The sequence below is a fragment of the Alteromonas sp. ABH4_453 genome (genome assembly GCF_056160665.1).
Genome location: NZ_JBSWXP010000009.1, coordinates 64,272 through 80,126, shown reverse-complemented (window position 1 = coordinate 80,126; position 15,855 = coordinate 64,272). Strand labels below are relative to the sequence as shown.

General features: G+C 44.1%; 14 protein-coding genes. 10 read left to right on the top strand and 4 right to left on the bottom strand.

Annotated features, from left to right (window positions below; all coding sequences use genetic code 11):
- Positions 1-28 precede the first annotated feature (28 nt).
- Positions 29-1,546, top strand: a complete 1,518-nt coding sequence (locus tag ACXAGV_RS17155) for an SPOR domain-containing protein (RefSeq protein ID WP_474874285.1) — start codon at positions 29-31, stop codon at positions 1,544-1,546.
- 227 nt (positions 1,547-1,773) lie between these two features.
- Positions 1,774-2,658, top strand: a complete 885-nt coding sequence (locus ACXAGV_RS17150) for a Dam family site-specific DNA-(adenine-N6)-methyltransferase (protein ID WP_474874284.1) — start codon at positions 1,774-1,776, stop codon at positions 2,656-2,658.
- Between the two features lie 73 nt (positions 2,659-2,731).
- On the opposite strand, the gene ACXAGV_RS17145 is transcribed toward ACXAGV_RS17150, so the two are convergent.
- The 3 genes from ACXAGV_RS17145 to ACXAGV_RS17135 form a co-directional block, all read right to left on the bottom strand.
- Entirely contained in the window at positions 2,732-2,929 is a 198-nt protein-coding gene (locus ACXAGV_RS17145) for a DUF2970 domain-containing protein (RefSeq protein WP_474809090.1), read from the bottom strand.
- 9 nt (positions 2,930-2,938) lie between these two features.
- On the bottom strand, positions 2,939-3,247 hold the full coding sequence (locus ACXAGV_RS17140; protein WP_474874283.1) for a hypothetical protein: 309 nt from the start codon (positions 3,245-3,247) through the stop codon (positions 2,939-2,941).
- 174 nt (positions 3,248-3,421) lie between these two features.
- On the bottom strand, positions 3,422-4,249 hold the full coding sequence (locus ACXAGV_RS17135; RefSeq protein ID WP_474874282.1) for a TorF family putative porin: 828 nt from the start codon (positions 4,247-4,249) through the stop codon (positions 3,422-3,424).
- Positions 4,250-4,554: 305 nt separating this feature from the next.
- Here ACXAGV_RS17135 and rpe point away from each other — a divergent pair, with 305 nt between their 5' ends.
- From rpe to ACXAGV_RS17095, 8 genes are all read left to right on the top strand, one after another.
- On the top strand, positions 4,555-5,232 hold the full coding sequence (rpe, locus tag ACXAGV_RS17130; protein WP_474874281.1) for a ribulose-phosphate 3-epimerase: 678 nt from the start codon (positions 4,555-4,557) through the stop codon (positions 5,230-5,232).
- A gap of 38 nt (positions 5,233-5,270) precedes the next feature.
- Entirely contained in the window at positions 5,271-6,278 is a 1,008-nt protein-coding gene (trpS, locus tag ACXAGV_RS17125; RefSeq protein ID WP_334060219.1) for a tryptophan--tRNA ligase, read from the top strand.
- Positions 6,279-6,370: 92 nt separating this feature from the next.
- Positions 6,371-6,955: an anthranilate synthase component II gene (locus tag ACXAGV_RS17120; protein WP_474874280.1), complete on the top strand. Its 585-nt coding sequence runs from the start codon at positions 6,371-6,373 to the stop codon at positions 6,953-6,955.
- 292 nt (positions 6,956-7,247) lie between these two features.
- Positions 7,248-8,414, top strand: a complete 1,167-nt coding sequence (locus ACXAGV_RS17115) for an HDOD domain-containing protein (RefSeq protein WP_474874279.1) — start codon at positions 7,248-7,250, stop codon at positions 8,412-8,414.
- Between the two features lie 529 nt (positions 8,415-8,943).
- Positions 8,944-10,152, top strand: coding sequence for an aspartate aminotransferase family protein (locus tag ACXAGV_RS17110; protein WP_474874278.1), 1,209 nt, complete (start codon positions 8,944-8,946; stop codon positions 10,150-10,152).
- Positions 10,153-10,172: 20 nt separating this feature from the next.
- Positions 10,173-11,210, top strand: coding sequence for an arginine N-succinyltransferase (gene astA, locus ACXAGV_RS17105; RefSeq protein WP_474874277.1), 1,038 nt, complete (start codon positions 10,173-10,175; stop codon positions 11,208-11,210).
- Positions 11,211-11,223: 13 nt separating this feature from the next.
- On the top strand, positions 11,224-12,693 hold the full coding sequence (gene astD / locus ACXAGV_RS17100; RefSeq protein ID WP_474874276.1) for a succinylglutamate-semialdehyde dehydrogenase: 1,470 nt from the start codon (positions 11,224-11,226) through the stop codon (positions 12,691-12,693).
- A 117-nt stretch (positions 12,694-12,810) separates the two neighbouring features.
- On the top strand, positions 12,811-13,617 hold the full coding sequence (locus tag ACXAGV_RS17095; RefSeq protein ID WP_014948018.1) for a DUF1338 domain-containing protein: 807 nt from the start codon (positions 12,811-12,813) through the stop codon (positions 13,615-13,617).
- Between the two features lie 65 nt (positions 13,618-13,682).
- On the opposite strand, the gene ACXAGV_RS17090 is transcribed toward ACXAGV_RS17095, so the two are convergent.
- Positions 13,683-15,851, bottom strand: coding sequence for a putative bifunctional diguanylate cyclase/phosphodiesterase (locus ACXAGV_RS17090; protein ID WP_474874275.1), 2,169 nt, complete (start codon positions 15,849-15,851; stop codon positions 13,683-13,685).
- Between the last annotated feature and the right edge of the window lie 4 nt (positions 15,852-15,855).

The following is a 15,855-nucleotide window of genomic DNA, read 5'->3' as shown; positions in this document are numbered from 1 at the left end:
AAGCAACGGTGAATAAGGGCAAACTCCCATGCAAAGTGAACTGCATGAACGTTTGGAATATCTGGTTAACTATTCCTCTCAGCTGATCTTTGTCAGCGGTGAGTCTATTGCTCAACAGCAAAAAACCCTTGAAGCCTTTGTCTTCCAACAGCACGATGATACCGAAATTGCGTATTTAACCGCGCAAGATAATATGGAGCCGTCTGACTATCGTAGACAGCTTTGTCGGCAGCTACTTGGTCAAGTAGTGGGTAGCTTTGTTCGCCCCCTCAACGAATTACTGTCTAGCTTAAATAATCACGAAGGCCCCATCCTTATCGCTATTACCCAAGCGCATAACCTTCCTGATACTCTGTTACAAGAGCTATGGGATTTGGTGTTACAGAGTAGATTTGCTGGCAATAAACAACATTTGAACGTGCTTTTATTTGCCAATAATGAGTGGGCTGAGCGCGCCAAACAGTGGCTTCCTGCGAAAAATACTGAAACGCCGCTTATTATTAGTAGCCAATCTGTCATTAGTGAGCAGCCAAATTTCGAGTCAGAGCTCGACAAAATGATCGCGTCACGAAGAGAAGCGTTTCAGGCTCACTTAGAAAATAGACAACGTGAAAACACCAAGACATTCACTAACCCACTTAAAACAAAGTGGTTTTATTTAGGTGTGGCGCTAGTCTTTCTGGTCACATTCTCAGGCCTTATTTATTGGCAATACGGGGAAAAACTATCATCTATTTTTTCTCCTATTAGCCATCAAACTCTTGAAGCTAAGGAAACTCAGGTTCAGCCGGGTTCAGCCTATAACAAGCTAATTGCTGACGGCAATGATGACGAAAGGCTTACTGCTGACGAGGAAAAAAGCAGAGAAGTCACAGCTGCTGAAATGCAAAGTGACGTTAGCGCACAAACCGGTAATGTGGAAATTGTCTCGACACCAAGTGCCACACCTGAGTCACCGAGCCAATCACCCCTTGATACGCCAGCGAAAAATGAAACAGCAGACAAAGACTCTCTGATTACCGACTGGGAAAGCGCAGTATCATCGCTGCCTGACGCAGGCTCTTTAACTGAATCAGAAGACAGCAAAAGCAATATTATTTCAAGGCCACAAAGCGGTAATTCTCTCTCCGTCGATACTAATTCAGGTGAAAGCAGTGAGCAAAGGGCTCAAGATAATGCACAACCAGCAGTAACGAACCCGCAAAACACTGATACAGTGTCTGGTAGCGAAAGTACGAATCAAACATCAGTGCAGCCAGGCCTGTGGATTAGCGATAACGATTACGCCATCCAGATGTTAGCGATGAAAAGCGAGTCGGTGCTCAATGCGTTCTTGCGTGAAAACAATCTTGTAGAGCAAACCCGCATTTACAAAACTGAACGCTACGGTGGCGACTGGTTTGTAGTTGTGTTCCGAGAAGTTTATCCCTCACTATCGCAAGCACAGCAAGCGCGAGCGGCGTTACCCCAATATCCGGGGAAACAGAATGCTTTTATTAAGCGTGGGGCTCAAATTCTCTCGGAAATAGACACCGCGCAAAATTAAGCCGATTCAAAGTCAAAAACAACCATTTAGTTCTGATTATTTAGCTAAATTCCACTCTTGCGACACTTGTTGGTTGTCCGTTTTACTGATGAAAGTTACAATCTACCTTTAGCGTGGTGATATCTGATACTGATCAGCATAAAAGTATAAAGACGACCCTTTCCCTTGGAACGGCGGCGCACGGAAAAACCACCGTCTTCATTCCGTCTAGGTAGTAACGTTTAAGCATGATGCAGAAAAAAAACCGTGCCTTTTTAAAATGGGCCGGTGGCAAATACAGCTTGGTTGAGCATATTCAGGCCAGATTACCGCAAGCTAACAAACTTATAGAACCGTTTGTTGGTGCCGGCTCTGTATTTCTGAATACGCAATACAAACGTTACCTGCTTAATGACATTAACCCTGATCTCATTAATCTGTACAACTTCTTAAAAGCGCAACCCGATGCGCTTATTAACGACGCGCGTGCGTTTTTTGATGGAAGCCGCAATGAAGAGAAAATGTATTATGACCTGCGTGAAGAGTTCAACGGTACACAAGACGAGTACTATCGCGCTATTCTTTTTCTCTATTTGAACCGCCACGGCTACAACGGTTTGTGTCGCTATAGCCTACAAGGTCGTTTTAATGTGCCGTTTGGCCGCTATAAAAAGCCCTACTTTCCAGAAGACGAAATGTTTGTGTTTTCTGAAAAATCACAAAAGGCCATTTTTACCTGCTTACCGTTTGAAAAGGTTTTTTCAAGGGCTAGGCGAGGCAACGTTATTTATTGCGATCCACCTTACGCACCTATTAGCAAGACAGCAGCTTTCACCAGTTATGCGGCACGAAGTTTTGGGCAAGAGTCACAAGAAAAGCTAGCAGAACTGGCCACCCGAGCTTCTAAAAAGCGTGGTATACCTGTGTTGATATCAAACCACGATTTACCGCTAACCCGTGCTTTATATCAAGGCGCAGACTTTAGCATGCTGTCAGTTAAACGCTCGATTAGCCAAAATGGCGCGAAGCGACAGCCAGTAGATGAGATATTGGCTTATTTCCCTCCCGCGAAAGTTGTTCCCAAGCGAAAAACACGTAAGAAAAAAGTAGCTCAGTCGGCTTCTGCTGAATAATTATTGCGAGATGAAAGGTTAGAGAACACCTATTAGAAGCAATGAAGCGCTTTTACTCAGTGTGAGGGGGCTATCAGCCGTAGCCTGTATACCACTTTACAAACATGAAAAGTGATACCACAAATACCACGACTAAAATAACACCTATAACAGCAAAGCTGATAAAGGTACCTTTAGTAAAGTCACGTTCATAATTTTTATGGCTTTGAACACCAAACAAACTTGCCACTACACTACCTAGAACTGACCAAAAACCAGTACCAGATTGCATAATTTCCCCTTAAGAATCGTTTGAGGGTGAAGTGAAGTCGCGGTTACCATCGTCGCTGTGAAGCAACTCTAGTAAATCTAAAAAGTGAAACTGGAAGGACGGTGAATTCCCTGCTATCCACGATAGCCAACTAACTTCTTCCACTCCTTCTTGATGACGGGCGCATTGATTTTGAATGTGGCTTGCTGGCAACTTAGGGTTAAATTCAGTAACAGGTTGGAATTCGCAAACAGACGAACGAGAGCTTGGCGGGTTTGTAACAGCGACACTCACTAGGGCAACGGCTCCACAAATCGCAAAAAAAGGAAGAACTTTCATCCTGAATACCCCTTACACTCGTCTAAAATTTAGTCTCATTATAATCAAAAGCAGGTAACGAACAAGTTAAAAATGCGTTGCTATTTAAAATGAAAAGCCTAATGTAATTGCATTAGGCTTTTACTACTCAACGTTTTAATAAAGAGCTCGTTCCATCGGACTCTTTTTGAAAAATTAAAGCTCGAAATCTACTGAATAACCTACAGTGAATTTCAACTCGTCGTTATCTAATGCGTCAGCACCAACATCATCTAGGTTAGTGCCTGTCACTGCAAAGCTAAAACCGTCTTTCGCAATAGTTACGCCGTAATCGGCATAGCTATCAGTGCCGTCGCCAAAGTTAAAAGCATCAACAAAGTCACCGTCATGATAACCAGCGTGTAGAGTCAACTCAGTGCCGTTCAAAATTTCTGTAGTATAGTCAAGAGATGCGTAGTAAGCCTGGCCAAAGCCGAAATCTTGACCTTCTGCTTCGTCAGCTTCAGTGTGCGCTAGTAGGTAAACTGTTACGCTCACACCACCCATGCCAACTGAGCCATAGATTTCTGCGAAATCAAATTCTGCTTCAGCGTCGTAGTTGTAGTACAGGTAACCGAAGTCATAAGCAATACCATCAGACTCGCCCGAGTAACCAAAATATACGTCATGCTCGTATGAGTAAATATCATCTGATGCATAACTTACGTTCGACGCCCATGTACCTGCATAAAAACCACTTTCGTGCGCATAGTCGATACCGCCTTGAACAGCAGCTTCGTTTACAGTTTGGGTTAGACCACGCCAAATGTAATTGCTGGTCGCGCCAGCATTCGCAGTAAATTCACCTTCTGCATAGCTAGGCATAGCAGTTAGTAGACACGCTGAAGAAATAGCAGCGGCAAGTAGAGTTCTTTTTGTAGATGTTTTCATGTGTGTTCTCCAGTCAAATTCAAACTTGTTGTAATTCGTTTTTTCTGTCTGTGTTTTCTTTTTTGGACTGGGTAACGCAAAGTTGATGCCCATTTATGGTTCATTAAAAATGCTTGCCAATTTATTTATAAGGCATTGATAATAAACAATTTATAAATTCGCCACTTAATACCTCTGTAATTTAATCAGTTGAAGTGCAGTTTAAAAATGCACCAACAAAACGCAGGCTCACCAAAATTGGGCAGCGTCACGCTTTACGGTTGTCTGACTTAAATTTATGTCAAATCATCCTTGATGTGCCCTTTACATAGTAAAGAAGCATGGTTTTGGGTAAACTTTCGCTACCTTATACCGTAAGTGGCAACGCACCTTGTTGTTTTTGACTTGAAGGACACGCAATGAAACCCTTTTTAATTGCCCCATCAATACTTTCTGCCGACTTTGCTCGACTTGGTGAAGACGTAGAAAAAGTATTAGACGCAGGCGCCGATGTGGTGCATTTCGATGTGATGGACAACCACTATGTGCCTAACCTTACGTTTGGGCCAATGATTTGCGAAGCATTGAGAAAATACGGCATAACCGCGCCGATTGATGTTCACCTTATGGTAAAGCCAGTAGATGATCTTATTGAGAAATTCGCCAACGCGGGCGCAAGCTATATCAGCTTTCACCCAGAAGCGTCTGAACACATAGACCGGTCTCTTCAGCTTATAATTGATGCAGGCTGCAAACCCGGCTTGGTATTTAATCCAGCCACGCCGCTACACTACTTAGATCATGTTATGGATAAACTACACCATATTCTTATAATGTCGGTGAATCCTGGCTTTGGCGGCCAAAAGTTTATTCCCAGCACCCTAGATAAAGTACGTGCGGTGAAGCAGCGTGTACTAGAAAGCGGCTATGATATTCGAATTGAAATTGACGGTGGCGTAAAAGTCGATAACATTCGCGCAATAGCAGAAGCTGGTGCAGATATGTTTGTGGCTGGTTCGGCCATTTTTTCTCAACCCGATTATGGCGATGTAATTGCGCAGATGCGTGATGAACTTTTATCGCTATCTCAAGCTTAGTTTTTTAACAGAATTTAACGTATTACAGGTAAATAGAAATGAGCAATAAACCCGTTGTATTAAGTGGCTGTCAGCCTTCAGGACAACTTACCCTTGGCAATTATATGGGTGCACTTAAACAGTGGGTTTCCATGCAAGACGATCACGACTGCTTATACATGATTGTCGATTTGCATGCGATTACGGTCAGACAAGATCCAAAGCAGCTTGCTGAAGCCTGTTTAGACGGCCTTTCTCTTTATCTAGCCTGCGGCATCGACCCACAAAAGAGTACGTTATTTTTGCAATCACATGTGCCTGAACATGCACAGCTGTCTTGGGTATTAAATTGCTATGCACAAATGGGCGAGCTAAACCGCATGACGCAGTTTAAAGATAAATCTGCGAAAAACGAGAACAATATAAATGTGGGCTTATATAGCTACCCTGTTCTTCAAGCAGCAGATATTTTGCTTTATCAAGCGGATAAGGTACCTGTGGGTGAAGATCAAAAACAACACCTTGAGTTAACACGTGATATTGCTACCCGAGTGAATAACTTATATGGCGATGTGTTCCGTTTACCTGACCCATATATTCCAGAGTTCGGTGCTCGGATCATGAGCCTTCAAGAGCCAGAAAAGAAGATGTCTAAGTCAGATAACAACCCAAATAACTTTATTGGGTTGCTTGAAGACCCTAAGAAACTGGCTAAGAAGATTAAACGCGCGGTAACCGACTCTGACGAACAAGCCAATATTTACTTCAATCCAACCGAGAAACCTGGTGTCTCTAACTTACTTACTCTGCTTTCATTAGCAACGGGTAAAACCGTAAAAGAGCTTGAGCCTGAATATACCGATAAAATGTACGGTCACTTAAAAGGTGATGTTGCAGATGCAGTGGTATCTTTACTTGAGCCTATTCAAACTCGCTACGCGGAAATTCGTGCAGACAGAGCGTACCTTGATGACGTTATGCGCCAAGGTGCAGAGAAAGCATCAGCCCGTGCAGCAGAGACGCTTGCCAAAGTTTACAAAGCCGTTGGTTTCATTCCAAAGCCGTAAGTTAAAGGTTGCACTAAAAAGACATGAAGCGTTGATAGAACGCTTCATGTTACAACCGTTGTTTTACAGAAATACCAAGGATTAACGCTGCTGTGTTGCTGTTAATTGATAACTTCGATTCGTTCACTCACAACCTTGCTCGCTATTTCACAGAGCTTGGTGCAGACGTCGAAGTGGTGCGAAACAATGCTGTCAGCATCGACGATATTTCGCGCATAACGCCTTCTCACCTTGTTATATCTCCGGGCCCTTGCACGCCTAACGAGGCGGGTATTAGCCTAGCGGCGATTAAGCACTTTGCTGGTAAAATTCCAATTTTGGGGGTTTGCTTGGGTCATCAAGCAATCGGCCAAGCATTTGGCGCTGAAGTGGCAGGCGCACAAGAAATCAAGCATGGAAAGGTGTCCGTATTATCACACGGCAATACGGGCTTATTTAACGGGCTACCTAGTTCGTTTAATGTAACTCGTTATCACTCGCTGGTATTAAACCCTACGTCTTTGCCGCCATCGCTGCATGTAGATGCATGGTGTGAAACCGCTCAGGGCACGAAAGAAATTATGGCGGTTTCGCACAGCCACTATCCGATTTGGGGGGTACAGTACCACCCAGAGTCACTACTTACCGAACACGGCCATAGTGTGCTTGAAGCCTTTCTTCGCGTTAAAACGGTTTAAGGAAATGAAATGAGTGCCGATACACCGTATAGCATAAAAGCTTACGCTTGAAAGCCGGTTAAACTCGCAATTCACTGATTTTTCGTTTAACTTTTGATAATTCAATTCAGTCACTGTGCTGAGTTAATGTTAAAGAGAGAGCAATATAAACGATACTTCACGTTGCTGAGCAAAAACCATACTTTCAAGTATTAGCTATCATTTTCACCATTAGCGTAGCGAAAGTTATAAGGCTCTGATGTACGATAATATTGCCGTTCACCGAAAAGTTATGAGCAGGAGTGCTTTTAAAATGACAATGGGGGCAACCACACCGCCCACGATAGATGATCGTTTCGAAAATCTGATCATATCACCCGAACGTGTTCTTGAAATGCTAGGAAAGCAAAAGATAGGTCAAGTTAGCTTCGAACAGTCAGAGCAAGGAGACGCGCGCAGACTTTTACTCCACGTTGAGAAAGTCGCAATTGAAAATAAGCGCCTGCAAGAAAAAACTGAAGCCTCTTACCTAGAATCTGTAAGTCACCATCTTCACGAGACTTTACTTGGTGAATTGACTGAGCAACTAAGTTATACCGACGAACTCGTTCAGAACGTGCTTAACTTACCTGAAAATATTGGCGAACTTTTAGATGCTCTATCGGTAAAAGCATGCTCAGTTTCAAAGTTAGAGCCTATAGCCGCCACCATGCCATGGCTTTATGATGAATTAATAGTTGTTGTAAATACGCCTCAATTCAGACGCAAAGATTCGCGAGGGCGTATAATCGTTGTTGAGACGTTGCGCACCGCTTTAAGCTTTTTGGGAATAGAAAACTTGCGCACGCTAATACCTTCATTGATATTAAAGCGCGCTATGCCTCAAATTACCGATCCTTACCCGCTTATCAAACAAAAACTAACGCATTATTCAACAGGCGTTGCGCTTACTGCAAAGCGCCTAGCTGCACTGAATGACCTAAATAAGAATCAAGCGTACACGCTGGCAATGATAAGTAATTTAGGCCGCTGTGCCGTGACACGACTTTATTTTAAACTGTTCGATAAAATTCAACTGCATTTACTACAGGAGTGTCAGAAAGACAAAGAACAAAAGCGCCATGAGGCTTTATTAAAAATTGCGCCGTCGGCTAACCATCTTATCGCTCTGCAACAAGAATTCGCCGACGCGGTAAGCGCTGACATTTTAGAATGGATGCACTTCAAACGCTTACCCATTGCACAGCCCATGCGAGACTGTGCAGATAAACAGCCTACTCAACCCAAAACATTAAGTAAAATTCTGCATCAAGCTCGCGCTTATACACAAATAAGAATGCTACACCAGCTGAAGCTCGTCGATATAAAAGAGGTAAAACCGCTTTTTTCAGAACAGCGCTATCCTGCGGGTGCACTTGAGAAACTTAAAGGTATGGATATTTTCACCCTGCCGTTGGTAAAAAGCGAAGATGAAAGATAGGCTAAGTTTGCCTTTTTCACTCATTTAGGCCAAATTTCGTGCATAAAAACACGGAGAACCTCAAATATTTTGTGGATATTCATGCACTCGTTATGCACTTAATTTAGCAGTCATAGTAAATACACTGAAATATTGACGATTACTCAACGACTCGACTGATTTTAGCGCTATTGAAAGGTAACTTGAGTATCGTCCACTACAGCATGAAAATTATCGTGAAGCATAATAAAACCACCAAGCAGCGCTTTTCTTAGCGTAAAAAATGATTATTACTAATTGATATAGACCAGTAGTTAATAGTTATTCACTTTTCCTGCAAATTAAGCCACAGTCCTTATAAATAAAGGGCTACAGCCCTTTACATAGAAGACAAATGTTAAAAAAAATGGCATACTGTAAAACAAATCCGATTAGTTTCTATGCGCCCAATTGATGCTTTTTATCACTCACAGTACGAATAAAACGTACTCGTTGATTCAACAAGCAAACTCACATTACGTGATTGGCGCCCAACGCAGAGGTAACAAAGATGAACGTAACTCGCGCTACATTTGATGATGTAATGGTTCCTAACTATAACCCAGCAGGTATGGTACCTGTTCGAGGTGAAGGTTCGCGCGTATGGGATCAAGATGGAGCTGAGTACATCGACTTTGCAGGCGGTATTGCAGTAAACGTTTTAGGTCACTGCCACCCAGAATTGGTTAAAGCTCTCAACGAACAAGGGAGCAAGCTTTGGCATTTAAGCAATGTGTTCACAAATGAGCCGGCGCTTCGTCTTGCTAAAAAACTTAACGATGCGACATTTTCTGACAAAGTTTACTTTGCAAATTCAGGCGCAGAAGCTAACGAAGCAGCGTTGAAATTAGCCCGTCGCTGGGCGCTTGATAAGCACGGTGAAGATAAAAACCAAATCATTGCCTTTAACAAAGGTTTCCACGGCCGTACATTCTTTACTGTAACAGTGGGTGGTCAAGCTGCATACTCTGATGGCTTTGGCCCTAAGCCTGGCGCTGTTGACCACTGTGACTACAACGATTTAGCTGCCTTTGAAGCGCTAATTTCTGACAAAACCTGTGCGGTAATGATGGAACCGCTTCAAGGTGAAGGCGGTATTATTCCACCTGATGTAGATTTCGTAAAAGGCGTTCGCGAACTTTGTGACAAGCACAACGCACTACTTATTTTTGACGAAGTTCAGTCGGGCGTGGGTCGTACTGGTCACCTTTATGCCTACATGGGTCTTGGCGTAACACCTGATATTTTAACTACCGCTAAGTCACTCGGTGGCGGCTTCCCAATTGGCGCCATGCTAACAACAAATGATATTGCTGCACACCTAAAGCCTGGTACCCACGGTAGTACTTACGGTGGTAACCCTCTAGCCTGTGCGGTTGCAGAAAAAGCGCTAGATATCGTGAACCAGCCAGAAGTGCTTGAAGGTGTACTTAAGAAAGAAGCCCTATTCCGTGAACTACTAGGTGCTATCAATGAAAAGTACAACGTATTTGAAGAAGTACGTGGTCAAGGCATGCTGTTAGGTTGTGCGTTAAATGAGAAATACCAAGGCCGTGCACGTGACTTCATGATGGCTGCAACCAAAGAAAACCTAATGTGTCTTGTTGCTGGCATGAACGTTATTCGTTTTGCACCTTCACTGGTTATCCCTGATGAAGACATTAAAGAAGGTCTTGCACGTTTTGAACGCGCCGTTGCTGCCGTTGTAAACGCCGAATAATTACAACACGAGTAGCGAACATGAATATCATTCGCCCTATCACAAAGGCCGACTATAACGCGCTTAAAGAAATCGCCGTTGAATCAGGTATTGGCTTTACGTCTTTACCTGTCAACGACGAGTTGCTGCAGCGTAAAATTGATCGTGCAGAAACTGCGTTTAACAAACCAAACGTAACTGAACCTGGCGATGAGTCATACTTGTTTGTAATGGAAGATACCACTTCCGGACAGGTAGTGGGAACAACAGGTATTGAAGCGGCTGTTGGTATAGACGATGCGTTCTATCATTACCACCTAAGCAAAGTAGTGCACGCCTCACGCGAGCTTAACATTCACAATACGGTAGACATTCTAACGTTTTGTAATGACTACACCGGTGTTACTGAGATATGTACGCTGTTTCTTCGCGAACAAGCCCGTGGTGGAATTAACGGCCGCTTCCTTTCGAAAGTTCGATTCTTATTCATGATGGAGCACCGGGAACGCTTTTCAGAGACAGTTATTGCTGAAATGCGCGGCGTGAGTGACGAAGAAGGACGATCACCGTTTTGGGAGTGGTTGGAAACCCATTTCTTTTCTATGGATTTTCCTACTGCCGACTACTTAACTGGCATTGGTAATAAAGTGTTTATTGCTGAACTTATGCCTAAGTACCCGATATACGTAAATCTGCTTAGCAAAGAAGCGCAAGAAGTCATTGGCGAAGTCCATGACAAAACACGCCCTGCTCTTCAGCTTCTTGAAGAAGAAGGCTTTTCTTGCCGCGGCTACGTAGACATCTTCGACGCAGGCCCGACGGTAGAAGCAAACTTGAGCCACATTCGCACGGCTCAGTCGAGTTTAAAACTGCCTGTTTTGATTGACGATAGCGCTGCTGCTCAAGGGCAAACGCACTATATCATTAATACATCAGTATCTGATTTTCGTGCAGTTGCCACTGAGATGACGGTAAGCGAAGAAAAGCAAGTTGCCGTACTATCTCGCCAAGCCGCTGCTGCATTGAATGTCAAAGAGGGAGAGCACGTACGCTTCGCCCCTGTTACATTCAGAGATTAAAAGGACACCCACTATGCTACATACACATTTTATCAACGGTGAATGGGTTGCCGGACAGGGTCATGACTTAACGTCAGTTGACCCTGCAAAAAACGAAGTAATTTGGGAAGGTAAGTCTGCGACTGCCGCTCAAATTGATGACGCAATTAATGCCGCTCGTGCTGCACTTCCAGCATGGAGCATGAAAACCGTTGAAGAGCGCCTTGAAATTATTAAGGTTTACGGCACTAAGCTAGAAGAAGCTAAAGCGCACCTTGCCAAAGTTATGGCTAAAGAAACGGGCAAACCAGAGTGGGAAACTGCCACTGAAGTTGGCGCCATGATGGGCAAAATTGGTATTTCTGAAAAAGCCTATTTTGAACGCACGGGTAACATTGAAAACCCAATGCCTGTAGGTAAAGCCTTCATTCGTCACAAGCCTCACGGCGTTGTTGCCGTATTTGGCCCATACAACTTCCCTGGTCACCTGCCAAACGGACACATAGTTCCTGCGCTTATTGCGGGCAACACAGTTGTATTCAAGCCAAGCGATTTGACGCCTATGGTTGCACAAGAAATGGTGAAACTATGGGATGCTGCTGGCCTGCCAGCGGGCGTACTTAACCTAGTACAAGGTGAAGTTGAAACAGGTAAAGCCTTGGCGTCGCATAACGATATCGATGGTCTTTTCTTCACAGGTAGCTCACGCACAGGAAAAATCTTGCACGAGCAGTTCGCAGGTCACCCAGGTAAAATCTTGGCTCTTGAAATGGGTGGTAACAACCCACTTATCGTGAAAAATGTGGCAGATGTTGATGCGGCAGTACACGATATCGTGCAATCTGCTTTCATAACGTCCGGTCAGCGCTGTACGTGTGCACGTCGTCTATTCTTACCAGCAGATGCACAGGGTGATGCAATTCTTGCTCGCTTAATCGAAGTAACCAAGAATATTAACGTTGGTGATTATGACGCTGAAGATCAGCCGTTTATGGGCGCTATGATATCAAGTAACGCCGCTGCACTTATGGTTAAAGCACAGCAAGAACTTGAAAACCTTGGTGGTAAAGTACTGGTTCGCCTTGAACAAAAAGACGAAAACAAAGGTTTTGCTACTCCAGGCATTATTGATGTGACTGACATGCTTGCTTCACTGCCTGATGAAGAACACTTTGGTCCACTACTTAAAGTGATTCGTTACAGCGATTTTGACGCAGCTATCGCAGAAGCGAACAACACCAGCTTTGGCTTATCAGCGGGTCTTCTGGGCGACAGCGAAGAAGATTATCGTTACTTCTTCGCACGCATTCGCGCGGGCATCGTAAACTGGAACAGACCTATTACCGGTGCAAGCAGCGCTGCGCCGTTTGGCGGTGTGGGCGACAGTGGTAATCACAGAGCAAGCGCGTTTTATGCAGCCGACTACTGCGCATACCCAGTTGCGTCAGTTGAACTTGATAAAGTCACTATGCCGGGCAAATTAAGCCCAGGCTTGTCGATGTAACCCAAGCTTTTCACGTTACAAAAAGGCCGACATGATTTTTGTGTCGGCCAGTTTAGTACCAACCCTATACGAACTATTCGTTTAAAAATAGTCAACGACAGAAAGGACCCTACCACCATGCATAGCAACATCGATACGTTGTTTAGCAACATGTGGGACGATTACGTTACCATCACTCCCTCAGCGCATAAAATTCATGCACTTTTAGCGGGTGAAGAAAACACGAACGACATCGTTAACGACCATGTAGCTTTTCGAACTTTTGCTCTTGATAAAACCCGCTTAGACAAGCTTGCTGCGCACTTCTTAGCATTGGGTTATGAAGCGAAAGGCGACTATGACTTTGAAGCGAAAAAGCTTACTGCAAAGCATTTCGAGCACCCTGACGATACTAAACCAAAAGTATTTATTAGTGAGCTTCGTGTAAATGAGCTTTCTGAAACTGCTCAAGCCATTATCAAGAAGATGGTTGATCAAATGCCTGAGTCTGTAGTGGATGCAGATAACTTCTTGTACTCGGGTAAGCATTGGGACGTTACTAAAGCAGAATACGACACACTGCTTAGCGAATCAGAATACGCGGCTTGGATGGCGGCATGGGGCTTTCGTGCAAACCACTTTACGGTAAGTGTTAATCACTTAACCCGTACTGACGAGCTTACCGACGTAAACACATTGCTTAAAGAAGCAGGCTTTGTGCTAAACACCTCTGGCGGCGAAATTAAAGGTGGTCCAGACGTATTTTTAGCGCAGTCATCAACGATGGCTGACCGTGCTGACGTAGCGTTTAGCGACGAAACTGTGGCAATTCCAAGCTGCTTCTACGAGTTTGCACAACGCTATGAAATGCCTGATGGTAAGCTTTACAAAGGCTTTGTTGCCGCATCGGCAGATAAAATTTTTGAAAGCACCAACGCTAAGTAACGAGCTTGCTTAGTCATTAAAAAAAGCCCGATAGGGCTTTTTTTGTTTATGCTTAGCTGAAGACGTTACCGATTAGGTTCAGTGGTATGTCTCGCTAAAAACTGATCGTAAGGCATCGGCTTATCGAAGTAAAACCCTTGCATTAACTGAATATCGGCCTGTACCATAAATGGTAGATAGGACTCCAACTCTACGCCCTCAACCACCACGTCTATTTGCAAGCTCTTTAACATGGCTATCACGCCATTAAAAAGCGCGTTTGCTTTACTGTCTTGATGAATACCTTGAATTAAGCTTTTATCCACCTTAACTACTTCAAACTGAAAGCTTCGCAGGTAGCTTAAGGACGAAAAACCGCTGCCAAAATCATCTAGAGACAGTCTAAACCCATGCTCTCTTAACGTATTTAAGGCTCTAAGCGCTAATTTTTCGTCGCGAATAAAGACCGACTCAGTAAGCTCTAATTCGATAAACTCAGGAGAAACATTGTTATCCATGCAAATAGACACGGCCTGATCAGGAAACTTAGGGTCAAGCATTTGATTAGCGCTTATGTTTACGGACAACGGAATAGCCTCACCTTGCTGCGATTCCATTATAGAAATGTAATCGCACGCCGCATCCAAAGCTTGAATCCCTATGGCGCTATCTAATTTACGCTCCTCTGCGATAGCAATAAAAACGGCTGGAGATACCACACCGTGTAACCCTGAAATCCAGCGACACAACACTTCACCACCTTTTAACTCGCCATGTAAATCATATTTACCCTGAATATAGAAATCGAGAAGATGATTTTCTACTGTTCTTCGCAGGTCATTTATCATGCTGACCTGCTGGGTCATACTTTCGTAAAGCCCTGGCTCGTAAATGAATGCTTGTCCTTTACCAAGTTCTTTGGCGCGATACATAGCGGCGTCGGCACACTGCACTAAGCCTTCTATACTGTCGCTGTGCTCTGGAAAATGGGCAATACCTATACTGGCCGATAACACGTACTCAACCGCTTTTACGGTGATAACGTCTTCTTCTATTTGGCTAATGAGCAGCTCTGCGCGTTCGCTGATACCCTCTAAATTCTGCTCTGGTAATACAGCAATGAACTCATCCCCTCCCCACCTGCCAACTTCACCAATGGGGCCGAACATAGCCGTAAGTAATGCTCCCACCCGCTGAAGCTCAACGTCTCCTTTTTCATGACCGGCGTTATCGTTGACAGCTTTAAAGCCATCTAGGTCGATAAAGACCAAAATAAAGTGCTTCTTCTTTTGTACCAAGTCAGCGATGGACTCACGTAGCGAATTTCGATTGGATAGGCCCGTTAGTTCATCGTGTAAGGCTAATTGACGTAGTTTGGCCTCGTTGCGCTTTCTATCGGTAATGTCTCGCATGGTCGCAATCAGATAGGACGAGGTTTGTTGATAGGTCTCGAACAGAGCAATAGAAATATCTACAACCTTTATCTCGCCACTTTGCGCTTTTATCTTTGACTCAAATCGCAACTGCTTATCGAGGGCCAACTGGGCTTTATCCACTTTTTCAGCAATGAATATTTGGTTGAAGTCCAACCCAATGCATTGCTCCTTCACCGAGACAGCAATTAACCGAATAAAAGCATCATTACATTCCGTGATAGCCAGATCAGGAGAGAGTACTAGCATTGGCTCTCGTGAACTGGCAAAAGCTGATGCCATTAGGTGAAAAGATTGTTCAGATTTTCGCTGTTGCGTTATATCTTTAGTGGTCCCCACAATGTGCAGCGCTTCACCGGCACTGCCTCGCTGTAATACGCGACCACGTAACCTTATCCATTGGTAGCTTTCATCTAGCATCAAACGAAAGGAGAATTCGACCCGATCCCGATTGCCATGAAGTGCCATAGTCCAGTGAAACTGAAGCCCTTCTAAATCGTCTTCATGAACGCGCTCTGAAAGCGTAATTAACGTGCCAGACCAAGTAGATACAGTTTCCGAAAAGAGCGAGAAAGAGCGAATTTCCATGATGTCATTATGCGCTTCCCAACTCCAAAAAGATTCTTGTGAGGCCCACAAAGCAAGCTCCAAGTCCTTTTGTGCTCGCTGGCTTCTTTGAAGCGAATCATACAAACTTTGGGTTTTTTCTGTAAGCAACCTTTCAGCTTGCTCTCTGGCATTTCGCTCTCGCTTAAAACGCCTCTCTAGCAGAGCAATCTGGTCCAGGGTATACGAAGTACCGCGTGATGTTTCACCTGACATTACG